Source organism: Terrisporobacter othiniensis (assembly GCF_000808015.1).
Classification (GTDB): domain Bacteria; phylum Bacillota; class Clostridia; order Peptostreptococcales; family Peptostreptococcaceae; genus Terrisporobacter; species Terrisporobacter muris.
Genome location: NZ_JWHR01000115.1, coordinates 25,822 through 50,169, shown reverse-complemented (window position 1 = coordinate 50,169; position 24,348 = coordinate 25,822). Strand labels below are relative to the sequence as shown.

Here is a 24,348-nt window from a genome sequence, read left to right as displayed (position 1 = left end):
CCTTCCTTTATTTTGTGTTCAAAAGGAAGGCCATGATTTTTATAAAGTTGTTTATTTATAAACTATCTTAGATAAATCACAAATTGTAAGCATTGTACTATAAATTTGTTTTAATATTCCAAGTCTATTTTCTTTTATTGCTTCATCTTTATCCATTACCATTACATTATCAAATAAATTATCAACTAATGGTTTTAATGTTGCAAAAGCATCTAAAGCTTCATTATATTTCTTATCATCTAATAAACTTTCCACATTTGATTTTATTTCTTTGAAGCTATTATATAATTTAATTTCTGCATCTTCTTTTAACAATTCTTCTTTGACTATATCAGTAGTTGCCTTCTCTGCTAAAGTAGAAACTCTGTTGAACGCAGTTAACATTTCAACTAGTTCATCTTTTTGAAGCCATCTATTTAATTCAAGGGCTCTTGTATGTATATCCGATATATCATCTAAATTATTATTTAATACTGCGTCGATAACATCATATCTTATTCCTAAATCTTTAAATAAGTTTTTAACTCTTTCAACAAAGAATTCAACTATTTGAGAAGCGACTTCTTCTTTATTAAATTCTAAGTTAGAGTAATTATCTAATGCTGCATTTATTAAGTTATTTAGGTTAACAGATAATTTTTTATCCAATAATATAGAAAGTATTCCTAAAGCTTGACGTCTTAGGGCATAAGGGTCTTGAGAGCCTGATGGTTTTATTCCTATCGCGAAGAATCCTGCTATGGAATCTAGTTTATCTGCTATAGATAAAGCTATACCTGTATCAGTCTCAGGTAATATATCTCCTGCAAATCTTGGTAGATAATGCTCAAATATACCTTGGCATACTTCTTCATTTTCTCCACTTACTTTTGCATAATCTCTTCCCATTATACCTTGAAGCTCAGTAAACTCAAATACCATATTAGTTACAAGGTCAGCCTTACAAAGTTTTGCTGCTCTTGAAGTATTTGTAGCACTTTCACTCATATTTAATTCATCAAGTATAACTTGTGATAATTTTTCTATTCTTAAAGTTTTATCGTAAACTGTACCAAGTTTAGCTTGGAATACAACTGTATGTAATTTATCAACAAAGCTTTCTAAAGGCTTTTTAGTATCTTCATTATAGAAGAATAAAGCATCAGCAAGTCTAGCTCTTAATACTTTTTCATTACCAGCTTTAACTAAGTCTATTCTATTAGAATCACCATTTCTAACAGCTATAAAGTTTGGTAATAGCTTTCCATCTTTTAATACTGGGAAGTATCTTTGATGTTCTTTCATAGGCGTAGTTACAACTTCTTTTGGTAACTTAACATATTCTTCATCAAACTCTCCATAAAAAGCAGTTGGATATTCTACTAAGAATGTTATTTCTTCTAGTAAATCATCATCAAACTCAACTTCTCCACCTAAAGACTTAGCTACTTCTATAGCTTGCTCTTTTATCATTTCTTTTCTCTTATGTTGATCTAATATAACAAAATTCTTTTCTAACTTTTCAAAATAATCTTCTATTGAGTTTACTTCAAATTCTTTTTCCCCTAAGAATCTATGACCTTTAGTCATATTAGAAGATTTTACACCTTCTAAATCTACGTCTAGTACTTCATTGTTTAATAAAGTAACCATCCATCTTATCGGTCTAGCAAATCTCATGTTTTTACCACCCCAACGCATAGCCTTAGGGAATGTTACATTTTTAATTGCTTCCGGAATTATGTCTTTTAATACTTCTTTAGTATCTTTTCCTTCTTGCTTAATTGTACCAAATAAGTATTCAGCATTACCTACTTGCTTAAAGTATACATTCTCAGAATCTAATCCTTTACTTTTCATAAATCCAAGAGCAGGTTTTGTGAAGTTTCCTTCAGCGTCTACTGCTATTTTCTTAGCAGGTCCTTTAACTTCTTCTTCTAAGTCACTTGCTTTATCAGCTAAGTCAGCTATAACAAAAGTTAATCTTCTTGGTGTTGCATATTTTTTTATTTCTTTAAAGCTTACTCTTTCTTCTTTAAGTAGTTTACTTAAATTATTTTCTATTTGATCTAATGTAGTTTGTCCAAATCTTGATGGTAATTCTTCTACCCCAATCTCTAATAAAAGGTAATTATTCATTATTTGTCACCTTCCTTTAACAGTGGATATCCCATTTCTTCTCTTTGTTTAACATAAAGTTCAGCTACAGCTTTTGCCATATTTCTAACTCTACCTATAAATGAAGCTCTTTGACTAACACCTATAGCTCCTCTAGCATCTAATGTATTAAAAGTATGAGAACATTTTAGTACATAGTCATAAGCTGGAACTACAAGACCTCTGTCTATTATTCTTAATGCTTCTTTTTCATATGTATCAAATAAATTAAATAACATATCTGCATCGCATTCATCAAATGAATATGTACTATTCTCAAATTCAGCTTGCTTAAATACGTCACCATAAGTTATGTTATCATTCCATTTCAAATCGTAAACACTATCTACATCTTGGATATACATTGCAAGCCTTTCTAAACCGTAAGTTATTTCTCCAGTTTCTAATTCACATTCTATACCACCAACTTGTTGGAAATACGTAAATTGAGTAACTTCCATACCATCTAACCATACTTCCCATCCAAGTCCCCAAGCTCCAACTGTAGTTGATTCCCAGTTATCTTCAACAAATCTTATATCATGTTCTAATGGATTAATTCCTATAGCTTCTAAACTCTTTAAGTATAATTCTTGTATGTTTTCTGGAGATGGTTTTAGAATAACTTGGAATTGGTGATGTTGATATAATCTATTTGGATTTTCTCCATATCTACCATCTGCAGGTCTTCTTGATGGCTCTACATAACAAACACTCCATGGTTCTGGACCTAATGATCTTAAGATAGTGTTAGGGTTCATTGTTCCTGCACCTTTTTCTACATCATAAGGTTGCATCATGATACATCCTTGCTTAGACCAGTAACTTTGAAGTGCTAGTATCATATCTTGAAAATTCATATTAATACCTCCTAAATTTAATTTCTTAACTATTTATAGCAATAAGGCCTTCCGTATCCACGAAAGGCCTTTTAATACTTCGTTTATATTTGTAAGAATAACAAAACATAAAAAATTTGTCAATAAACTAGCTCATTATTTGTTATTCTTCATCCTTTTTTTCTCTGTAGTCGTTTTTATTAAGGTCAATTATAACTTCGTCATTATTTGATTCATTTTTATCTTCTGTGTTTTTATTTTTCTTATCAACAGCTTGCTTTACATCTTTAGCAGCAGAGCTTACCATATCTTTAATTATAGTTAACTTTTCTTCGCTAAATTCTCCTAAATCAACTGTTGTGCCTTCATCTTCATTTTCAATTTTTATTCTATATTTTGCAAGTACTGATGCTGATAAACCTATGAGTGATAATATTGGTGCAAATACTACTCCTACAACTCCAACAGTAATAGGTACATTAATTATAACTTTTCCATTTTTTTCAACAACTATACGTACTACATTGCTTTTTCTTATAAGTTCTGTAATTTCTTCTTTCATTTTATCTGAATCTTTTCCAAATACATCTTCAAAGGTTTTTTTATCTTTCTTTTCTCCTGCGCCTGTAGAATTATCTTGTAATAAAATTATAGCATCAACCACATCTCCATCACATTTGAGAAGAGCTTCTTTTACCTGAGCATAAGTTGCGTCTGGCACTCTCTCCATCACCTGATCAATGGACTCTATAGTTATTTTACTCATTTATTCCACTCCCTTTTTATTTAGACTTTTTAAAACATTTAGTGATTTTTCATTTATATTTCCTAGATATTCATTCATGTAGATATTTAAAATCTTATTTAGCTCATTTATTAGATATTTAGATACCTTTGCTTTTGAGCATGAAAGTATATCATTTTTTAATATATAATCCATAAGTTTTGTCGTAGTTACATTCATATTTAGGTTGTGGTCGAAATTATCACTACATTTTTCACATAATATTCCACCTTCATATATATTAAATACTGGACTTTTAAAATCACTATTATAGCAACTTACACATTTATTAACAATTGGTTTAAATCCTATATAATCTAAGAATTTAAGTTCAAAGCATAAACTCACATATTCCATATCTATATCCTCTTCACAAAATAAATAAAGAGATTGAGCAAGCAATATAAAGAGTCTATTATTAGATTGATTATCAACAATAAAGTTATCTATTAATTTTAGTATATGAGTTGCATAAGAAAAAGCCTCAAAATTATAAGATAAGTTATAAAAACTTTTTATAATTTCACTTTGGGTTACTCTATACATATTTCCTTCTTTTTTTAATGTAAAATTAGAGTATGCAAATGTTTGTGAAGAAGATAATAAAGAACTTTTACTTTTCTTAGCTCCTCTAGCTATTGCCGCTATTTTTCCCAGTTTCCTAGTATATATAGTTAGTATTAGGTCATTTTCTTTATAGGTAACTGATTTAAGTACTATACCCTGGGTGTTTAATATTACCATTACTTATCTCCCTTTTATTCTTTCTTTTTAAGTAAGGCTTTATGATTATTAATATACAAATAAGCTTCTATACTTCCACTTTTTTTAAAAAATTGCCATATCATATCATACATATTATTGCCCCCTTCTTACATTATTTCTAATTATTTTTCGTAAGAATAGAGGAAATAATTCATATCTTTTGAATACAATTTTTTACAGGAACATAGTTGTTATTAAGAAAAATATACATATTCCTATAAAATCAAGTATTACAGAAACTAGAGGTGCAGATACTATAGAAGTATCTATATCTAATTTCTTTAATAAAGCAGGTACAAAAGCTCCAATAGTAGCTCCAAATATCATATTTATAAGTATCGCTACTCCTACAAGCAATGCAATACTTTGATTATTTATTATAATATATGTTCCTGCTCCTCCTATTAGCCCACAGAATATACCTGTTATTATACCTACTAAGACTTCCTTTAATGTATTATTTAAAGATGTCATATCTTTATTTGATAATGTCATTATTGTTATAGATGATGATTGCATACCTATACTTCCACCTAAACATAATATAACTGGTAAGAAGAAAAGTATTTTTACATAGGTTGAGTCAGTTCCAATAAAATTTAACTTAGTTAAAAGTATTGTTGATAGTAATCCCATTATTAATATTATTATTAACCATGGCATTCTAGCTCTAACAGAAGAAGTTACTTGTTGAAGCGGTGTAGCATTTTGATCTTCTGCCACATCTCTTTCATGTTCCGAAGAGCCAGCTAGTTTATATAAATCTTCACTTGCTTCTTCTTCCATTACATCTATGATATCATCCACTGTTATTATACCTTTTAATACTCCATGTTTATCTATTACTGGTATAGCAATTAAATCATATTTTGATACTAATCTAACTGCTTCTTCTCTATCTTCTTCTACATCTATTGAAATAATATTTTCACTCATTAAATCTTCTACAATAACTGAGTCCCTAGCTGTTATCAATTCTCTAAGAGATAAAACACCAACTAGTTTTTCATCATTATCAACTACATAAATATAATATATTGTTTCTGCATCTAAAGCATTTTCTCTCATGTGATCTATTGCTTCTTTTGCAGTCATATTTTTATTTATTTCAATATAACCAGGAGTCATAATACCACCAGCTGAATCTTCATCATATACTAACAATTCTTTAATATCATCAGCATCTTCTTTACTTAAAAGATTCATTATTCTATGTCTTTCTTCTTCTTCTATTTCACTTAAAATATCTGTCAAATCATCTAATGACATTTGCTCTAAAATATTTTTTCCATGTTCCTGATCTATATTAGATAATAATGATTTAAAAAATTCTGGACCACTTTCCTCCAAAATAGAAGCAGACATATCTATTGGTAATACTTCAAATAATTTTATTTTCATATCTTCATCTAAGTTTTCCATTACATCAAAAATATCCATAATATGATATTCTTCTAGTAACTCTCTTAAATCTAATAATTTATTATTTTCAAGTAAGGATATAACATCCCTTAACAAATCCCTGGAATCTTCCTGTTTCTTATCCATATAATCCACCTTTATTTATCATTGTATCCAAAATTACTTATGTAATTTTGCGAGTTTCTCCAATTTTCTTTTACCTTTACCCATAACTGAAGATTTGCTTTTGTTCCTAAAAGTAATTCCATATCTTCTCTTGCTGACTTCCCTATTCCTTTTAGTTTTCTACCATTCTTTCCTATAATTATACCTTTATGTGAACTTCTTTCGCAACATATCACAGCTGAAATATCTACTATATTTTTATCTTTTCTAAATTTCATTCTCTCTATTTCTACTGCTACTCCATGAGGTACTTCATCATGAACATAGTGTAATACTTTTTCTCTTATTAATTCTGCCACTAATACTCTCTCTGGTTGATCTGTAATCATATAATCTGGGAAGTATTTTGGTCCTTCTTCAAGATACTCTCCTATTACCTTCATTAATTCTTTTACATTTCTTCCCTTTAAAGCTGATATAGGCACTATTCCTTTAAATATTCCTTCATTATTGTACATTTCCATTAATTTAAATAAATCAGCTTCTTCTATTTGGTCCATTTTATTTATAACTAATATTACAGGAGTTTTTATATTTCTTAACTCTTCTATTATCATTCTATCTCCTGGCCCTATTTTTTTAGACTCATCTACTACATATAAAACTACGTCTACATTCTTAAATGCATCCGTTGCTTGATTTACCATAAATTCTCCTAATTTAGTTTTAGGTTTATGGATACCTGGTGTATCTAAAAATACTATTTGCATTTCTTCATTTGTGTAAACTGCTTGTATAGTATTTCTTGTTGTTTGAGGCTTATCACTCATTATCGCGATTTTTTCTCCGACTACGTTATTCATTAATGTAGATTTCCCAACATTTGGTCTACCTACAATACTTACAAATCCTGATTTAAACATATATAATTCTCCTGACTTTTCTTTTGATTGTTTATATTATTGTTCATTTTTTCCCGTGTATATACATCTATTCGTTTCACTAATATTTTTTATAAAAATTAAATAAACATCTAATATTATAACACATTTTAATAAAAGTTAATTATTTTTAATTGGAAAACTAACATAGCTACTAAAATGCCTAATAATCCACCTGCAACTGTCTCCCAAAATGTATGTATTTTTCCTTCTATCCTACTTTGTGCTACTAATACTGCCATAATATAGCCTAAGGCTGCTACTACAGGTCTTTCAATCAACATTGCTATTGATGTGGCTATTGCAAACGCAAGAGCTGCATGACCACTTGGCATACCTCCTTTAAGTGGAGTCCCTGTAGATGTTAGTGCTTTTACAACAACTACACATATTAGTACTAATACAATACATATTAAGGTAACATGAGGATCTGATTTCCTTATAGTAAAAATTAATGATTTAGATAAATCTGTAAATTTATCATAAAATATAAGATAACCAACTGCCACTGCATTTAAAGCTGATATTAATACTCCTCCAGCTGCCACGTCTTTCGCTATTTTAGCTAGTTTATGATACTTGTCTGTAACTAAATCAACCGTATTTTCTATAGCAGTATTAAACATTTCAGATATTATAACCAAAGAAATAGATAGGATTAGTATCATCATCTCCAGTTTACTTAAATCAAAAAACAAACTTACAATCAATACTGATACTGCTATAAAGTAATGTATTTTCATATTTCGTTCATATTTAAATGTATATAAGATACCCTGAATAGCTGCATTAAATGCTTCTATAATATTAGGGCGAGTTTTTTTATCTTTCATAAAGATTACTCCCTTGTTATCCCAAGCTTATTTAAGATATGTTCTTCCTTTTCTCTCATTTCTTTTGTATTTTCTTCTGTATCATGGTCATACCCTAATAAATGAAATACACTATGACACACTAAAAAACAAACTTCTCTTTCAAAACTATGGTTATATTCTTTACTTTGTTCAAAAGCTCTTTCTAAAGAAATTACTATATCTCCTAAAGATTCTTCTCCAAAATCCACATCAAATTCTTCATCTACTAAAAGAGGAAATGATAATACATCTGTAGGTCTATTTACCCCTCTAAAGTCACGATTTAATTGGTGTATTTCTTTATTATCAACAAATGATAAACTCACTTCATAGTCATCGTCGTATCCTTCATAATCTAAACATTCAGATATAATATCTTTTATTTTTTCTATTAACTCTTCTGTTATGTCTAATTTATCTTGTCTATTGTCTATAATTAATTCCATTGTTCCACCTTCTATTGTCTTATTTTTTTGTACCGCTATCTTTTCTTTTCATTTCTTGTTTTTTATTTAGATTAAATTCTTCTTTGTTCTCAAATTTTTCATAAGCTCTTATTATCCTTTGAACTAACTCATGTCTTACAACGTCTTTTTCGCTTAGTTGAATACTGCCTATACCACTTACATTAGCAAGTATTTTTGTCGCTTGAACTAAACCACTCTTCTTATTACTTGGAAGATCTGTTTGAGTTATATCTCCAGTTACTACAGCCTTTGATCCAAATCCAAGTCTTGTTAAGAACATCTTCATCTGTTCTGGTGTAGTGTTTTGAGCTTCGTCTAATATGATAAAGGCATTATCTAAAGTTCTCCCTCTCATAAAAGCTAGCGGAGCAACTTCTATAGTTCCTCGTTCTAAGTATTTATTAAACCTATCAGCTCCAAGCATGTCAAATAAAGCATCGTATAATGGTCTTAAGTATGGATCTACTTTATCCTTCATGTCTCCAGGTAAAAAACCTAAACTTTCTCCTGCTTCAACTGCTGGTCTAGTAAGAATTATCCTACTTACTTCATCATTTTTAAAAGCTCTCACTGCCATAGCTACAGCTAAATAGGTTTTTCCTGTTCCTGCTGGTCCAATTCCAAAAGTTATATCATTATTTCTAATTAAATCAACATACTCCTTTTGCCCTAAAGTTTTAGGTTGTACAGGATTTCCTTTTTTAGTTAAAATTATTACATCTTCTAACTCTTTAATCTTTCTTTCACTGCCTTCTAATAATAGGGATAATGAATAAGTTATACTTTGTTTATCCAATGACTTACCTTTAACTACTGAGTCATGCAACTCATTCATTAGCCTAAGTGCCAAGTCTACATTTTTTTCTTCGCCCATTAATACAATATTACCTTCTCTAAGTATCACATCCATATTTAGAGTGTTTTCTATTAATTTTATATTTTCATCAAAGTTTCCAAATAACTCTCTTTCAAACTTTTCTTCTGATACCATAAATTTTTTTTGTATGATCAATTGAAATATTCCTCCTTAAGTGATATACATTTTATTAATTTTCTTTATCATTAGTGTTAGTTTTTATATCTTCTTCTTTAAATTCATTTCTTATATCATTAATAGGTCTATTTTGAGGATTTGAACTCTTTTGTTCTCCCTCTTCTTGCTTTTTCTTTTCTAAATTAGACTTAATTATAGCTTCTGCCTCGCTTTTACTTAATATATCCAGTTGAGCTATATCTTCACTTGTAGTCACTGTCACTATATATTCTACCATACTTTTATTTACATTATATTTGTCCTTTGAATCTACAATTCTTGCTGATACTGGTATTGTGTAATCCAACTCTTTTAATACAGCTCTAGATAGTTCTTCTTTTACTTTTTTAACATCTATTTTATTTTCAACTTTTCTTACTTCATAAAAAGTACTTACTGTTATTTTTATAGGAAATGTGTAATCTCCTAATTTAAGTTCATGTGTTTTATTTTCAATTTCATAATCCTTATATTTTATGTTTCTCAATATTTTATATTTTTTATCATAGAAACTTATGGTATAAACTTTTTTCTTATTATCAGTTCTTTGATTTTTAATATCTATGTAATTTGAAGATTTTTTTGCCTCATAAAAAGTTGTTGCCCAAACTTCTGGTAAAGCTGTAGTATTAGCTCCGTTGACTAATACATCTCCCTTTTTAACTATGTCACCTTCTTCTACAACGGCCTCACCGCTTCTAGGAACTACTTTTTCTATTATACCATCTTTTGTGGCTATAATATTACAATAATTAGAGTTTTCTTCTGAATTTTGACTTTCATCTTTTTTAGTAATATTTACGAATATGTTAGTTCCTTTAACATTTATTGATACGTAGGCAATTTGTTTAAATTTGCTCATTATATTGTCTCTTACGGTTTTTCTATCTATGCTTTTTTTATATATTCCTGGTTTAACTCCTTGTATGTAAAGCTCCTTTTTTAGAGCCGTTTTGTCTATCCCCTCTGGAGCTGTAATATACACATCTGTGACAAACTGCGATGTGGACATCAATATGATTAAAGAAATTATTGCACAAATAACCATTCCTCTATAAGTATATATTCTTTTCGCAATAAAAGGAATGCCTGTCTGTTTTTTAACCTTAATATTAAATTTATTACTTCTATGAATTTTTTTTAATTTTCTATAGTTATCTCTGTCAATATTAAATTGAATTTTCACTTTTTCTATCCTATTTACATTGTAAACATATATTTTATTTCTTATAAGGTAATTTAAAAAGCTTTCTGTATCTAACCCTTCTACAACAATTGTGTAATATCCTCTTACGAAACTTATCACTACTATCTCCTCCTAATCAACATACTCTAGGGAGTATATAAGTCCTTTTATTCCAATTTCTTCTGTTTCTATATACTTTAATAAAAGCTTATCCCCAGTTATTTTTATTGTTTTAACTTTAGTCTTTATTTTAATTAAACTAGTGTCATAAGTTATAATTGATAAATAGTTTTCTATCTTTACAAATGTATTACCTACTAAAGTAACCGTCGGTTGTGTTACTTTTAAATCTGGTGATATATCCATTATGAAAATCCCCTCCCTCTTGTATATTCTATTAATGTATCCCTTTAAAATTTCATGTTTTTTATATCTTTATACAAAAAAAACTGAGAATACTCTCAGTATTTTTCCTTGCATTTATCTACTTATTTATAAACCATATAAAGTAATTAAGGACTATAGCATAAATTAACCATAGAATATATGGTATGTTTAAATAAGCTGCAATCGGTTTAATATTATAAAATTTATAAACCATTATTACTACAAAAACAAAAAGTAGTATTAAGTCTACTAAAGCTGTTAATCTAAGTTGAAATCCGAAAAACAAAATAGACCATAAAAAATTTAGTCCTAACTGAGCCCAATAATAAAACATGGTATCCTTTATTTTCGATTCATTTTTCTTTTGTGATAACATTATGTAAGATGATGTACCCATTAATATGTATAGTATAGTCCAAACAATAGAAAATACTATGCCTGGAGGTGCAAAGCCCGGTTTGATAAGTTCATGATAATATATTATGGTATCTACCCCACTTATAGCTTGGGCTAAAATACTGCTTAAATATCCAACAAGTACTGGAATCAGCACACAGCATGTATATTTTTTAACTTCCTTTACTGATATAATCAACTTCTTACCTCACTTTCAATTATTATTCTTATGTATTTCTATTAAATAAATATGAATAATAAGAAGTGATTATGAGTATTTATTTATTAATTACAACATAAAAAAACCTAGAGATCACTCCCTAGGCTTTTATCTATTGTAAATTTTTCTTTACTAACTCATTTATTAGTTTTCCATCAGCTCTGCCTTTCACTTTAGGCATAATTGATGTCATAATTTTTTTCATATCTTTCATAGAAGTAGCTCCTACTTCAGATATAGTAGAAATTACAATTTTATTTAATTCTTCTTCGCTTAATTGTTGAGGTAGGTACTCTTTTAAAACTTCTATTTCTGCTTCTGCCTTACTTACTAAATCTTCTCTTCCAGCTTTTGCAAACTCCTCACGAGAATCTCTAGTTTGTTTTAATTGCTTTGCAATAAGATCTACTATCTCGTCATCTCCTAATTCAACTCTATTATCAACTTCATATTGTTTAATAGAAGCTCTTATTAAAGTTATAACAGATTTCTTAACAGTATCTTTATTTTTCATAGAAGATTTTAGATCTTCTTGTAACTTTTGTTTAAGGGACATTCCCCTCACCTCTTTATTTCTATTTACTATCTTTTAGCGTTTTTTCTTCTAGCTGCTTCAGCTTTTTTCTTACGTTTAACACTTGGCTTGTCATAGTGCTCTCTTTTTCTCACTTCTGACATTATGCCAGACATTGCACATTGACGTTTAAATCTTCTTAAAGCGCTGTCTAATGTTTCATTTTCTCTTACTCTTACTTCTGACATTCTTTTTCCCTCCCTCCGATTTCGCGAATTATGCTGGGACTGTAATTTGATTATATCTGCATCACTGCATTACAACCTCACACTTTGTTTATTATAAACTAAAATTAAATTTTTATCAAGTATTTAATTATCTATAATTTTAAATTCTTTATAAAAAAAACTATTTTTCATTTGCTTCATAATTAGGTAACTTTTTACCCGCTAGTACATGATAATGAAGGTGCTTAACTTCTTGACCTCCGTCGCTTCCACAGTTATTAATTATTCTAAATCCAGCATCACTAAAACCTTTATCTATAGCTATTTTATTTATAACTGAGTGAATGTGTGCAACAATTTCTATTTCTTTATCTGAAATATCTAATATACTATCGTAATGTTTTTTAGGAACAATTAGTATATGGTGTGGTGCCACAGGGTTTATGTCATTAAAAGCTAAAACTTTATCATCTTCATATACTTTATCACATGGTATGTCTCCATCTATTATTTTACAAAATAAACAATCCATTTTTCCACCTCCTAACTATTGATTATAAACCTAAAATTCTACATCTTATACTAAAATTCCTTCTACATATTCATCTTTTACTTCTATAATTTTAACTTTTAGTATTTTTCCACAAATATCTTCATTAGAAGTAACAATAGTTTTTAAATAATTAGGAGTTAATCCTTCATATTTATTTTCTCCTACTTCTTGTTCAAATAATACTTCAAACTCTTTACCAACCATTCTTGTTGCCATTTTCTCAAAGTTTTCTTTATTTAATTTCAAAAGTTTTTCACTTCTTTCATGCTTATCTTGTGGAGAAACTTGATTTTCCATATCTGCTGCTTTAGTTCCTTTTCTTGGTGAATATTTGAATATATGCATTTGTGATAATTCAATATCTTTTAGGAAATTATAAGTCTTTTCAAATTCTTCTTCAGTTTCACCTGGGAATCCAACTATTACATCTGTAGTAATCGCTACATTTGGAATTTCTTCTCTTAATTTATTTACTATTGTTTTATATTCTTCTGTTGTATATCTTCTATTCATTCTTTTTAATGTTTCATCACATCCACTTTGTAATGATAGATGGTAATGAGGCATTACTTTTTCCATGTTTGATACTTCATTTACAAATTCATCTGTGAATAATATAGGTTCAACAGAACTTGTTCTTATTCTCTTTATTCCATCGATTTCATTTACTCTCTTAATTACATCTAGAAGATTTGTATTTTCTTCTTTTAAATCTTTTCCATAAGAAGCAACATGTATACCTGTTAATACTACTTCTTCGTATCCATTTTCAGCTAGAGTTTTAGCTTCATTTACTATACTTTCCATATCCCTACTTCTTACTTTTCCACCTCTTGCGTAAGGTATTATGCAGTAAGTACAGAATCTATCACATCCATCTTGTATTTTCATAAATGCTCTAGTTCTCCCATTAGACTGGCTTATTTCAATTTCCTCGAAAGCTCTAACTTTCATTATATCATCAACTGTAGAAGCTTTTTTATCACCTTCTACAACTTCTAATTTTTTAATTTCATCAACTATAGTTCTTCTCTCATTAGTTCCCATTACCAGATTAACTTCTTCTATTTCAAGTATTTCTTCTGGAGATACTTGAGAATAACACCCAACAACTGCTATTATAGCATTTGGATTTTTCTTTTTCATTCTTCTTATATATTGACGTGATTTTCTATCACTCATATGTGTTACTGTACAAGTGTTTATAACATAAACATCTGCATAATCTTCACTATCAACTTGTTCATATCCATCTTCTTTGAACATCTCAAGCATTGCTTCTGTTTCGTATTGGTTCACTTTACAGCCTAAAGTATAAAAAGCTACTTTTTTCATTATATATTTCCTCCTAAGTCACTTAGCTCATATAAAACTATGGATGAAGCAACTACAGATGCAGTTTCTGTTCTAAGTATTCTAGGACCTAGAGAAACAACTTTTCCATCTATATTTTGAATTTTTTCAATTTCGTCTTCTTCAAATCCACCTTCTGGTCCAACAAAAATTCCAATTTTATTTGCACTAGAATCTTTTAAGCCTTCCTTTATAGAGATTGTCCTTTCATTTTCGTAAGGACAAAGGTTCAAATCATTATTTTTCATATCTTCTAATGCTTCTTTAAAAGTTAAAACACCTGTAAGTTTTGGTATTTTCCCTCTTTTACTTTGCTTTGCAGCTTCGTAAATGATTCTTTCCCATCTTTCCATTTTCTTATCTTCTTTTTTGTTGTCTATTTTAGTTACGCTTCTTTTAGTTTGTACTAAAACTATTTCATCTACACCTATTTCTGTTAATTTTTGAAGTATTAACTCCATTTTAGTTCCTTTAGGCATACCTTGATATAACTTAACCTTTAGGCTAGATTCACGTTTTATATTTACTGTTTCAATTATGTCTAATAATATATTGTCTTTGTTTATTTCCTTTATTTTACAAATATACTCATTATTGTCCATGTCGCATACTTCAAGTTTGTCATTTTCCTTACATCTAAGAACTCTTGAAATATGTTTAACATCTTCACCTTCTATAATACAAGTATTTTGTTCTAAATTAATATTGCTTTTAGGCGTGAAAAATCTATCCATAATTTCACCTACTTAAGTTTTGATACTATAGCTGACCATTCACCAAGTTTTACTATCTCAGCTATTTCAAATCCATTTTTCTCTAATGATTCTACAACTTCATCTATTTTAGCATGAATTATTCCTGATGATATAAATACACCATCTTCACTTAAGAATTTACTTACATCGTTAGCTAATATTTTTATAATATCAGCTATTATATTAGCCACGATTACATCAGCTTTTCCTTCTACGACTTCAAATAAACTACCATGTTTTACAGTAACTTTATCTGATACGCCATTTAGTTCACAGTTTTCTTTTGAAACTTTAACAGCAACTTCATCTAAATCTCCTGCAACAACTTCTTTTGCTCCAAGTTTTGCTGCTGCAATAGCTAGTATTCCACTTCCGCACCCAATATCAAATACTCTTTTTGTAGAATCTACATATTTCTCCAATTCTCTTATACACATTGATGTAGTTTCATGGGTTCCCGTACCAAATGCCATCCCTGGATCTAATTCTATTATTAAATCACCTTCTTGAGCTTCATAATTTTCCCAAGTAGGTTTTACTACTATTTGTTTTCCAATTTTTGTTGGTTTGTAGTATTTTTTCCACTCATTAGCCCAGTCTGATTCATTAACATTACTTAGAGATACCGTTCCTTCTCCTATATCTAGTCCACATGATGGTAATAAAGATATTTTAGCTTTTATAGTTTCTACAAGCTCTAATACATTTCTCTCTTCAGGTATATATGTTTTTATTAATACCCCTTCTTGATTACTTTTATTGAATACTTCTTCCTCAACGTAATCCCAATCTAACTCATTTTTCTTTTGGAATAAGAAATCTTTAGGGTCTTCTATCATTACCCCTCCACATCTTTCTTCTAATAATATATTACTTATAGCTTCTACAGCTTCTGTCGCCGTTTTAACTGTTACTTCTGTCCAATTCATATGTAAACCTTCTTTCAATATTTAATACTATTCTTTTCATGAACTTTATTATATCATAATTATTCTCTTTTATAATATTGTTTTATACATATAATAGTTATAATTAAATAAAAAATCCTACCAATATTATGTACATTGGAAGGATTTTATTATTTGCTTTATTTTTTTTTTAGATTTTTAAAAAAGTTATCTATTTTATCACTTAAAGTTTTTTGCCTTTGGTGGACTTCTTGACCACACTCTTTAGCAAATTGTCTAACTAATTCTTTTTGTTTATCATTTAATTTTTTAGGTATTTCAACAGTTACTTTAACATATTGATCTCCTCTAACATTGGATCTTAGTTTTGGTATACCTTTACCTTTTAATCTAAATACTGTTCCTGTTTGAGTTCCCTCTGGAATTTCATATTCTACTTTTCCATCTAAAGTAGGAACTTGTATTTTATCTCCTAAAGTAGCTTGAGCAAATGTTATAGGCATTTCTAAATAAACATCGTAACCTTCTCTTGTAAATAGTGGATGAGCATTTACATTAACCTCAATATATAAATCTCCTCTTGGTCCACCTCTACTTCCAAGTTCACCTTGACCACCTAATTTAATCATTTGACCTTCATCTATACCTGCTGGTATATCAACTTCAATAGTCTTAGTTTTTCTTATACTTCCTTTTCCATGACATTTTGTACATGGTGAGTCTATAACTTCACCCTCACCGTTACATGTAGAACATGTTCTTGTACTTGCTATGTTTCCAAAAGGAGTTCTTTGTACTGATTGCACTTGACCACTACCATTACATGTTGGACAAGTTTTTTTAGAAGTTCCTGGTTTTGCACCACTTCCATTACATTCTTCACATTCTTCACTTCTATTGATTTTAACTTGAACCTTTTTACCAAAGGCAGCTTCTTCAAAAGATATATTTACCCTTTGTTTTATGTCAGCACCACGTTCTGGACCTCTTCTTCTTTGACGTCCACCGCCAAAACCGCCTCCAAACATATCTCCAAATATATCTCCAAATATATCATCAAATCCACCAAAGCCTTGGCCACCAAAACCTCCAGCTCCACCAAATCCTTGACCATTTACACCTTCGTGTCCAAATTGATCATAGTTTCTTCTTTTAGTTTCATCTGATAATACTTCATAGGCTTCATTAATTTCTTTAAATCTTTCTTCAGCTTCTTTATCTCCTGGGTTTTTGTCTGGGTGATATTTCATAGCTAGTTTTCTATAAGCTTTTTTTATCTCCGTTGCATCCGCACTTTTACCCACACCTAAGACATCATAGTAGTCTCTTTTAGTACTCAAGTATTGTCACCACCTTTATATTACAAAACAATAGCTTGTAGAATATCAAACTACAAGCTATTATTAATTGTTTCAAAACAGATTAATATCCTTTAATTTATTATACACAATCAGTATATTTTTGCAACAAATTCAAATTTTATACTTCTTTAAAATCCGCATCTACTACATCATCATTTGATTGATTTTCTGTAGCTTGTTCTCCACCTTGAGCAGCTTGTTCAGCTTGAGCTTGTTGATACATTTGCTCAGATACTTTGTGGAATTTATTCATTACTTCATCTATAGCAGCCTTTATTTCTTCAGCAGTAGCAGCTTCTTTGTCTTTAACTTCTTTTAATGAAGCAAGAGCAGCTTCTATTGCAGATTTATCATCAGCATTTACTTTATCACCTAACTCATTTAAAGTTTTTTCTGTTTGATATATAGTTGAATCAGCTTGGTTAACAGCTTCTATTTTGTCTTTTTTAGCTTTATCAGCTTCAGCATTCATTTCTGCTTCTTTAACTTTTCTTTCTATCTCGTCTTCACTTAAGTTAGTTCCTGAAGTTATAGTAACTTTTTGTTCTTTTCCAGTTCCTAAATCTTTAGCAGTAACATGAACTATACCGTTAGCATCTATATCAAAAGTAACTTCTATTTGAGGTATTCCTCTTGGTGCTGGTGGTATTTCAGATAATTGGAATCTACCTAAAGTAGTATTGTCGTAAGACATACTTCTTTCACCTTGAAGAACATGTATATCAACAGCAGTTTGGTTATCTGCAGCAGTTGAGAATACTTGTGATTTCTTAGTTGGTATAGTAGTATTTCTTTCTATTATTTTAGTCATTACGTTACCCATAGTTTCTATTCCTAGAGATAATGGAGTTACGTCTAATAATAATAAGTCATTAACTTCACCAGTTAATACACCAGCTTGTATAGCAGCACCAGCAGCAACACATTCATCTGGATTTATACCTTTGTGAGGTTCTTTTCCTATGAATTTCTTAACAGCATCTTGAACAGCTGGTATTCTTGTAGATCCTCCTACTAATAATACGTCATCTATTTCTGATACAGAAAGACCCGCATCAGATAAAGCTCTCTTAGTTGGTTCCATAGTTTTTTCTACTAAATGATGAGTTAATTCATCAAACTTAGCTCTAGATAAATCTATATTCATATGCTTTGGTCCACTTGCAGTAGCTGTTATGAATGGTAAGTTTATGTTTGTTGTCATTGTTGAAGATAATTCTTTTTTAGCTTTTTCAGCAGCTTCTTTTAATCTTTGAAGAGCCATATTATCTTGTCTTAAATCAACACCTTCAGCTTTTTTGAATTCTTCAGCTAAATAATCTATTATAACTTTATCGAAGTCATCTCCACCTAATCTGTTGTTACCAGCAGTAGCTAAAACTTCGAAAGTACCATCACCTATTTCAAGTATAGATACGTCGAAAGTACCTCCACCTAAGTCAAATACTAATATTTTCTTATCTTGATCTAATTTGTCCATACCGTATGCAAGAGCTGCTGCAGTTGGCTCGTTTATTATTCTCTTAACTTCTAATCCTGCTATTCTACCAGCATCTTTAGTTGCTTGTCTTTGAGCATCTGTAAAGTAAGCTGGAACTGTTATAACAGCTTCTTTAACTGGTTGACCTAAGTAACTTTCAGCATCGGCCTTTAGTTTTTGAAGTGTTATAGCTGATATTTCTTGTGGTGTATATTCTTTTCCTTCTATATTAACTTTATAATCTGTACCCATATGAGTTTTTATAGATATTACTGTATTATCAGCATTTGTTACTGCTTGTCTTTTTGCAGGCTCCCCTACTATTCTTTCTCCATCTTTTGTGAAAGCAACTACAGATGGAGTAGTTCTCATACCTTCGTTATTTGCTATTATTTGTGGTTCTCCATTTTCTAAAACAGCAACACATGAGTTTGTTGTTCCTAAATCTATTCCTATTACTTTTGACATAATTTATTTCCTCCTTAATTATTCATCTATTTAAATTTTAATAATTTGTTATCTTAATTAACAAGAAACTTTAACCATTGTAGGTCTTATTACTTTTGTATTTAGCTTATAACCTTTTTGTAGTACCATTACGACTTTGTTTGGTTCTACTCCATCTACACTTTCTTGCATTACAGCTAAATGTAAATTTGGGTCAAAATCTTCATTTAATGCCTTGATTTCTTCAACCTCAAATTTTTGTAAACAGTCTATTAACTGTTTATGTACAAGTTCAATGCCTTTATACATGTCATCTTCTTTATCTGCAAAAGCATCCATAGCTCTTTCCATGCTGTCAATAACAGGTATTAATTCTGTAATTATTTTTTCATTGGCAAATATACCTATAGTTTGCTTTTCTTCTTGAGTTCTTCTAATATAATTAGAATATTCAGCTTGAAGTCTTTTATATTTGTCTTCTTTTTCTTCTACTTGTCTTTCAAGTTCTTCCATTTTGTCATTTATTTTTTTTTCTTCTAATTTAGAGTTTATATCTGTTACATTATCTTCACATGCAGTTTCTACTTCTGCATTTTCTTCAGATGTTTGTACTGCTTCTCCATCATTAGAAGTGCAATTTTCTTGTATGTTTTCATCCTGATTCATGTTTTTTTCCAAGATTTACACCCCTCAGCTTAAAATTTATTTGATTTATTATTTAATAATATATTCATATAATTTATTATTGAATATATTCTAGAATAATCCATTCTCGTAGGTCCTATAAAGCTTATACGACCAATTAAATCTGTATCTACCTTGTATGTGGCTGTTACAACACTGCATTCTTGAGCTTGCTCACAATCATTATCACTACCAATAATAATTGTAGCATTATCTTTTAATATACCCTTTGATTTAACTATCTTAGCTATAGTTTCTTTCGTTCCTAGCATATCTAAAAATGACCTTGCTTTTAGCACATCATTAAATTCAGGATAATTAAAAATATTAGTAGCTCCATTTAACGTCATTGAAAGCTCTTCCTCAGTAGGGTTTGTATTTAACATATTAAGTAATTGGTCTATTATTGATGAATATTCTCCAATTTCATATTTTATATATGCTATTAATCTATCATCTATCTCTGTTATAGTCTTGCCTGAAAGCTTTCTAGTTAAATTATCAGAAATTAAATTCAACTTAGCTTGATCTAAATCAATTTTAGCACTTAAGCTTGATTTTTTTATATCTCCCTTTTCTGTAACTACTATTAATAAAATTTCGCTTTCATGCATCCCAACTAATTGAATATGCTTAATTTCATTTAAAGTAGATACATGTTTTGTCATTGCAACTGTAGTATAATTAGTTAGTTGAGATAACATTTTTGATGTTTCATGTATTAAATTTTGAATATGATTCATATTACTTTCTACACATCTTTCAATTATCTCTTTATCATTGTCACTAAGTTCAATAGTATTCATAAGAGAATTCACATATAGTTTGTAGCCCTTTTCCGTAGGAACTCTTCCTGCAGATGTATAAGGCTGAACTAAATATCCCAACTCTTCTAAGTCAGCCATTTCATTTCTAATAGTTGCTGCGCTAACGCCAAGGTTATATTTTTTTGATATTGTTCTAGACCCTACAGCTTCAGCTGTTTCTATATAATCTTTAACTATTGCTTTGAGGATATTCATTTTTCTTTCATTTAATTCCATTCAAAAATACCTCCTTCGCTGTTAGCACTCATTAAGTTCGAGTGCTAAAAAGATTATATATATTATATACCACGTTAAATTTTTATTGTCAATAGTTTTTAAGTAATTTGTTTTCTTATTTCATAAATTCCACAAAAACACTATTAGATATCTCTCTTCCTTTTTGAGTCAACTTCATACCTTCATCCTTAGTTTCAATCAACTTCATTTTTTTCAATTTGTCGATCTCATTTTTATATTCTTCTTCAAAATTAAAATTGTACTTTTCATAAAAATATTTAAATTTTATACCTTCATTCATTCTTAATCCTAAGAATATACTTTCCTCTATTTCATCTTTGATACTTAGTTTTTCTTCCCACTCTATAGGTTTTTTACCACTATGTATTATATCTTCATATTTATCTAACTCACACAAGTTATTATATCTTGTTTCATTTAAAAAACCTGACGCTGAAACTCCAAGTCCAACATAGTTTGCACATTTCCAGTATAAAATATTATGCTTGCATTCAAATCCTTTTTTGGCATAGTTTGATATTTCATATTGATTATATCCATTAGATTTTAAATAATTTATTGTGTATTCATACATTTCAATGTCCGTATCTTCATCTAACAGTTTAAATTCATGCCTTTCATACATATTAAATAATTCCGTATTTTCTTCTAATATTAAGGAATATGCAGAAATATGAGTAGGATTTAGCTTTACAACCTTTTCTAAGGATTCCATCCAATCTTCTTTACTTTGATTTGGAAGAGCATACATAAGATCAATATTTATATTTTCAAAACCAACTTCTTTAGCTTGATAATAGTTTTTTTCAAATTCTTCATAAGTATGAACTCTTCCTATGTACTCTAAATGATTATTTTGAACCGCCTGTAGACCTATACTCAGTCTATTCACTCCACATTCCTTCATAATTTTTAATTTAAAGATTTTCTTTATATAATTCCATTTCTCTTTTTAAAGAATTTAAATATTTCCTTTTTTCATCAATATTAAGTTTAAATGAGTTAAAATCACAATATTTACATTTTTTCACACAAAAAGGAATATGTATATATAATCCTAACATTTCTTCACCTCTTTTACTTTATTTGTGTCTTTTTATATTATTACCCTTACTTATTAAATTTAAAATTCACTTAAATTTAATAAAACCTCATTTATTTTCATAAATGAGGTTTAATATATGTTTATTTATATTTAACTTGGTATTCTCCACGTCTTCTATAGTCAGCTCCACCAGTTATTCCTTTTGTTTTATCTTTTATTATGGTTTGGATAGAACCATAGAAAATATTAGAGTCATAATAACTCACTGAATATCCTTTAGAGACCATTTCATTAATAATATTATCAGAAAGTTGTCTTTCCGTTAATATTTCTTCATTATTTCTAAATACTGTTCTAGGTTCATCTATAGACTCAGATATATTTTGACCAAACTTAAAGTAATTTAATAATACTTCCGAAATAGCTTGAGGTATAACATTTCCTCCTGGAGAAGCAATACCCATTATAAAATCGTCACCTTTTCGTATTATAGTTGGCGCTATAAATGTTCTTGATCTCTTTCCTGGTTTATAAGCATTTATAGAGTGAGCATTTTCATTAAAATGACCTACTGAATCATTTAAGAAAAATCCACCTACTGTAATTTGAGAACCAAAGAAATCACCTAACGTATTTGTACAAGAAACTACCATTCCATCTTTGTCAGTTACAACAAAAGCTGTCGTATCTTCACTTTCATCTTCTGTTATATCCTCAACATATTTTCTCTCATATAGCTTTTTTACATAATTATCAGTTACATATTTTTGAGAATCAACATTTTCAAAGTTAGGATCTGCAATATGTGCCATTCTATTAGTATAAGCAATGTTTACTATTTGAGACATTTTTTCTAAATAATCTATTTCATTAGTAGCAAATTTTTGAACATCAGCATATTCAGCCATTTTCAGTATTTGTAATAATGTTGTCCCACTGAAAGGTGCTGGAGCTGTTACAACTTCATATCCATTAAATTCACCTGTTAATGGTTTTAAAATTTCTGTTTTATACGTAGATAAATCTTCTGGTTTCATTAGAGTCCCAACTGTTAACTGTTGAGCAATTACTCCATTATAAAAAGCCTCCGCTCCACCTTCTTGAATAGTTTTTAAAGTGCTTGCTAATTCCGGTTGAACTATGGTCGTTCCCTCACTTTTTGGTTCACCATCTTCATTATAGAATGTAGTCAAACTATTCATATCTGAGTAACCTTTAAAAATATCAAGTCTATTATACAAGCTCGTATCCATTTTAAATCCATTTTGTGCATAGTCAACAGCAGGTTGTATAAGCTCTTTCATTTCTTTCGTCCCATAAGTGTTATTTACATCTTCCATACCTTTTACAAAACCAGGTACACCAATACCACTAATTTGAGTTGTAGAACTTATAGGGGCTGTCTCTCTATAATTAAAGAATTTAAAATCATCATCTTTCGGAGAGTAAACAAGCATAGCTCCTCCACCTCCAATTCCAGAACCATAAGGTTCAACAACGCCTAATACATATGATATTGCTACTGCTGCATCTGCAGCATTTCCACCATTTTCTAAAACATCAATGCCCACTTTAACAGCTAAAGGATTAGATGAACTTACTCCATATCCTTCTAAGCCATCTCTTTTTAATACCTTATTCACACCCATAGTAAGCATAGTTTGAATATTATCATAGAAAACTAAACTTAAACCTAATGCGAGTGCTAATAGCACAGATGTAATTTGCTTCCATCTTGTTTTTTTCAATTTATTCTCTCCTTTTTGATATTAAATTTCAAAACTAGCGGTAAAGATTAAATTATCTATTTTAGAATATAACATCTAAAAACATATAAGTAAAACATAAAATTAACGATAATGTCAATAAATTAAAAAGTGTTATCTCTTTTCTATTTTTTATATATATTTGGATTTTTTCTTTTAAAGTCAAATTCTTAGTCATATTTTCATCTCCTTAAACTAATTGAGCTACATTTAAGATAACAAAAACCACTAAAGAAACACCTATAGTACTTACTGCTGTAAGCTTTATACCTTGCTTATAGAAACAGTTCGCTATTAAACCAGGTATAACTATTCCAACTCCATCAAGAGCACCTAATGACATACCCATTGATATATTTAATGTATCTATCGCTATTTTTAATAGCATGCATACCAATAGCATTGCTAAAAATCTTCTTCTTCCATATAGTATAAGGAATTTATTCAATCCAAATTCAACTATAATATAAGTTAAGACACTTAATAAAAATATTACTATTAAACTTTTAGGATTGTCCATTGTAAGCGCTAAGTAACCAGGAACTACCATACCTCCTGGGTTAATTCCGAATTTTTCTTGAAATAATAAACTTAGAGTTAGACCTAAGATTATTGCAACGTATAAATCTGTCGATACCATTATAGCCTCCTAAATT

The 24,348-nt window shown here is 29.3% G+C and carries 25 protein-coding genes; all 25 read right to left on the bottom strand.

Annotated elements, in window-relative coordinates:
• Positions 1–51 precede the first annotated feature (51 nt).
• The gene (glyS, locus tag QX51_RS14490; protein ID WP_039680608.1) at positions 52–2,118 is read right to left on the bottom strand and encodes a glycine--tRNA ligase subunit beta; all 2,067 of its coding nucleotides are present in this window, start codon (positions 2,116–2,118) and stop codon (positions 52–54) included.
• On the bottom strand, positions 2,118–2,996 hold the full coding sequence (glyQ, locus tag QX51_RS14485) for a glycine--tRNA ligase subunit alpha (protein WP_039680607.1): 879 nt from the start codon (positions 2,994–2,996) through the stop codon (positions 2,118–2,120). Before glyQ ends, glyS begins: the two co-directional genes overlap by 1 nt.
• A 142-nt stretch (positions 2,997–3,138) precedes the next feature.
• Complete coding sequence (locus tag QX51_RS14480; protein ID WP_039680606.1) at positions 3,139–3,741, bottom strand: DUF4342 domain-containing protein; 603 nt, start codon at positions 3,739–3,741, stop codon at positions 3,139–3,141.
• On the bottom strand, positions 3,742–4,503 hold the full coding sequence (recO, locus tag QX51_RS14475; RefSeq protein ID WP_039680605.1) for a DNA repair protein RecO: 762 nt from the start codon (positions 4,501–4,503) through the stop codon (positions 3,742–3,744).
• Between the two features lie 195 nt (positions 4,504–4,698).
• Positions 4,699–6,072, bottom strand: coding sequence for a magnesium transporter (gene mgtE / locus QX51_RS14470; protein ID WP_039680604.1), 1,374 nt, complete (start codon positions 6,070–6,072; stop codon positions 4,699–4,701).
• Between the two features lie 11 nt (positions 6,073–6,083).
• Positions 6,084–6,974, bottom strand: a complete 891-nt coding sequence (gene era / locus QX51_RS14465; protein WP_039680603.1) for a GTPase Era — start codon at positions 6,972–6,974, stop codon at positions 6,084–6,086.
• Positions 6,975–7,102: 128 nt separating this feature from the next.
• Positions 7,103–7,825, bottom strand: coding sequence for a diacylglycerol kinase (locus QX51_RS14460; protein WP_039680602.1), 723 nt, complete (start codon positions 7,823–7,825; stop codon positions 7,103–7,105).
• A gap of 5 nt (positions 7,826–7,830) precedes the next feature.
• Positions 7,831–8,292 (bottom strand): rRNA maturation RNase YbeY, encoded by a 462-nt coding sequence (gene ybeY, locus QX51_RS14455; protein ID WP_039680601.1) that lies wholly within the window; start codon positions 8,290–8,292, stop codon positions 7,831–7,833.
• Positions 8,293–8,311: 19 nt separating this feature from the next.
• Positions 8,312–9,325 carry a PhoH family protein gene (locus QX51_RS14450; RefSeq protein ID WP_039680600.1) on the bottom strand — a complete coding sequence of 338 codons (1,014 nt, stop codon included), beginning with the start codon at positions 9,323–9,325 and terminating at the stop codon, positions 8,312–8,314.
• Between the two features lie 34 nt (positions 9,326–9,359).
• Positions 9,360–10,652 (bottom strand): sporulation protein YqfD, encoded by a 1,293-nt coding sequence (locus tag QX51_RS14445; protein ID WP_039680599.1) that lies wholly within the window; start codon positions 10,650–10,652, stop codon positions 9,360–9,362.
• A gap of 12 nt (positions 10,653–10,664) precedes the next feature.
• The gene (locus tag QX51_RS14440; RefSeq protein WP_039680598.1) at positions 10,665–10,898 is read right to left on the bottom strand and encodes a YabP/YqfC family sporulation protein; all 234 of its coding nucleotides are present in this window, start codon (positions 10,896–10,898) and stop codon (positions 10,665–10,667) included.
• Positions 10,899–11,016: 118 nt separating this feature from the next.
• Positions 11,017–11,514, bottom strand: coding sequence for a TspO/MBR family protein (locus QX51_RS14435; protein WP_039680597.1), 498 nt, complete (start codon positions 11,512–11,514; stop codon positions 11,017–11,019).
• A 133-nt stretch (positions 11,515–11,647) separates the two neighbouring features.
• The gene (locus QX51_RS14430) at positions 11,648–12,091 is read right to left on the bottom strand and encodes a GatB/YqeY domain-containing protein (RefSeq protein WP_039680596.1); all 444 of its coding nucleotides are present in this window, start codon (positions 12,089–12,091) and stop codon (positions 11,648–11,650) included.
• A gap of 26 nt (positions 12,092–12,117) precedes the next feature.
• Positions 12,118–12,297: a 30S ribosomal protein S21 gene (rpsU, locus tag QX51_RS14425; protein ID WP_039680595.1), complete on the bottom strand. Its 180-nt coding sequence runs from the start codon at positions 12,295–12,297 to the stop codon at positions 12,118–12,120.
• Positions 12,298–12,457: 160 nt separating this feature from the next.
• Positions 12,458–12,808 (bottom strand): histidine triad nucleotide-binding protein, encoded by a 351-nt coding sequence (locus QX51_RS14420; RefSeq protein WP_039680594.1) that lies wholly within the window; start codon positions 12,806–12,808, stop codon positions 12,458–12,460.
• A 45-nt stretch (positions 12,809–12,853) separates the two neighbouring features.
• Positions 12,854–14,164: a tRNA (N(6)-L-threonylcarbamoyladenosine(37)-C(2))-methylthiotransferase MtaB gene (gene mtaB, locus QX51_RS14415; RefSeq protein ID WP_039680593.1), complete on the bottom strand. Its 1,311-nt coding sequence runs from the start codon at positions 14,162–14,164 to the stop codon at positions 12,854–12,856.
• Entirely contained in the window at positions 14,164–14,916 is a 753-nt protein-coding gene (locus QX51_RS14410) for a 16S rRNA (uracil(1498)-N(3))-methyltransferase (protein WP_039680592.1), read from the bottom strand. Before QX51_RS14410 ends, mtaB begins: the two co-directional genes overlap by 1 nt.
• Positions 14,917–14,924: 8 nt before the next feature.
• Complete coding sequence (gene prmA / locus QX51_RS14405; RefSeq protein WP_039680591.1) at positions 14,925–15,866, bottom strand: 50S ribosomal protein L11 methyltransferase; 942 nt, start codon at positions 15,864–15,866, stop codon at positions 14,925–14,927.
• A gap of 158 nt (positions 15,867–16,024) precedes the next feature.
• Positions 16,025–17,185 (bottom strand): molecular chaperone DnaJ, encoded by a 1,161-nt coding sequence (gene dnaJ, locus QX51_RS14400; protein ID WP_039680590.1) that lies wholly within the window; start codon positions 17,183–17,185, stop codon positions 16,025–16,027.
• 139 nt (positions 17,186–17,324) lie between these two features.
• Positions 17,325–19,154: a molecular chaperone DnaK gene (gene dnaK / locus QX51_RS14395; RefSeq protein WP_039680589.1), complete on the bottom strand. Its 1,830-nt coding sequence runs from the start codon at positions 19,152–19,154 to the stop codon at positions 17,325–17,327.
• Positions 19,155–19,211: 57 nt separating this feature from the next.
• A complete protein-coding gene (grpE, locus tag QX51_RS14390) occupies positions 19,212–19,811 on the bottom strand; it encodes a nucleotide exchange factor GrpE (protein ID WP_052233075.1) in 600 nt (199 codons plus the stop codon).
• Between the two features lie 17 nt (positions 19,812–19,828).
• Positions 19,829–20,860, bottom strand: coding sequence for a heat-inducible transcriptional repressor HrcA (hrcA, locus tag QX51_RS14385; protein ID WP_039680588.1), 1,032 nt, complete (start codon positions 20,858–20,860; stop codon positions 19,829–19,831).
• A 115-nt stretch (positions 20,861–20,975) separates the two neighbouring features.
• Positions 20,976–21,788, bottom strand: a complete 813-nt coding sequence (locus tag QX51_RS14380) for a coproporphyrinogen-III oxidase family protein (RefSeq protein WP_330376091.1) — start codon at positions 21,786–21,788, stop codon at positions 20,976–20,978.
• Positions 21,789–22,066: 278 nt separating this feature from the next.
• Positions 22,067–23,674, bottom strand: a complete 1,608-nt coding sequence (locus tag QX51_RS14375; RefSeq protein ID WP_052233074.1) for a gamma-glutamyltransferase family protein — start codon at positions 23,672–23,674, stop codon at positions 22,067–22,069.
• Between the two features lie 208 nt (positions 23,675–23,882).
• A complete protein-coding gene (gene pgsC / locus QX51_RS14370) occupies positions 23,883–24,332 on the bottom strand; it encodes a poly-gamma-glutamate biosynthesis protein PgsC (RefSeq protein ID WP_039680587.1) in 450 nt (149 codons plus the stop codon).
• Positions 24,333–24,348 lie beyond the last annotated feature (16 nt).

Excerpts from the sequence above, each read along its gene's own strand:
- glyS (WP_039680608.1), bottom strand. The coding sequence starts at position 2,118 with ATGAATAATTACCTTTTATTAGAGATTGGGGTAGAAGAATTACCATCA.
- glyQ (WP_039680607.1), bottom strand. The coding sequence starts at position 2,996 with ATGAATTTTCAAGATATGATACTAGCACTTCAAAGTTACTGGTCTAAG.
- QX51_RS14480 (WP_039680606.1), bottom strand. The coding sequence starts at position 3,741 with ATGAGTAAAATAACTATAGAGTCCATTGATCAGGTGATGGAGAGAGTG.
- recO (WP_039680605.1), bottom strand. The coding sequence starts at position 4,503 with ATGGTAATATTAAACACCCAGGGTATAGTACTTAAATCAGTTACCTAT.
- mgtE (WP_039680604.1), bottom strand. The coding sequence starts at position 6,072 with ATGGATAAGAAACAGGAAGATTCCAGGGATTTGTTAAGGGATGTTATA.
- era (WP_039680603.1), bottom strand. The coding sequence starts at position 6,974 with ATGTTTAAATCAGGATTTGTAAGTATTGTAGGTAGACCAAATGTTGGG.
- QX51_RS14460 (WP_039680602.1), bottom strand. The coding sequence starts at position 7,825 with ATGAAAGATAAAAAAACTCGCCCTAATATTATAGAAGCATTTAATGCA.
- ybeY (WP_039680601.1), bottom strand. The coding sequence starts at position 8,292 with ATGGAATTAATTATAGACAATAGACAAGATAAATTAGACATAACAGAA.
- QX51_RS14440 (WP_039680598.1), bottom strand. The coding sequence starts at position 10,898 with ATGGATATATCACCAGATTTAAAAGTAACACAACCGACGGTTACTTTA.
- QX51_RS14430 (WP_039680596.1), bottom strand. The coding sequence starts at position 12,091 with ATGTCCCTTAAACAAAAGTTACAAGAAGATCTAAAATCTTCTATGAAA.
- rpsU (WP_039680595.1), bottom strand. The coding sequence starts at position 12,297 with ATGTCAGAAGTAAGAGTAAGAGAAAATGAAACATTAGACAGCGCTTTA.
- QX51_RS14420 (WP_039680594.1), bottom strand. The coding sequence starts at position 12,808 with ATGGATTGTTTATTTTGTAAAATAATAGATGGAGACATACCATGTGAT.
- mtaB (WP_039680593.1), bottom strand. The coding sequence starts at position 14,164 with ATGAAAAAAGTAGCTTTTTATACTTTAGGCTGTAAAGTGAACCAATAC.
- QX51_RS14410 (WP_039680592.1), bottom strand. The coding sequence starts at position 14,916 with ATGGATAGATTTTTCACGCCTAAAAGCAATATTAATTTAGAACAAAAT.
- prmA (WP_039680591.1), bottom strand. The coding sequence starts at position 15,866 with ATGAATTGGACAGAAGTAACAGTTAAAACGGCGACAGAAGCTGTAGAA.
- dnaK (WP_039680589.1), bottom strand. The coding sequence starts at position 19,154 with ATGTCAAAAGTAATAGGAATAGATTTAGGAACAACAAACTCATGTGTT.
- hrcA (WP_039680588.1), bottom strand. The coding sequence starts at position 20,860 with ATGGAATTAAATGAAAGAAAAATGAATATCCTCAAAGCAATAGTTAAA.
- QX51_RS14380 (WP_330376091.1), bottom strand. The coding sequence starts at position 21,788 with ATGAAGGAATGTGGAGTGAATAGACTGAGTATAGGTCTACAGGCGGTT.
- pgsC (WP_039680587.1), bottom strand. The coding sequence starts at position 24,332 with ATGGTATCGACAGATTTATACGTTGCAATAATCTTAGGTCTAACTCTA.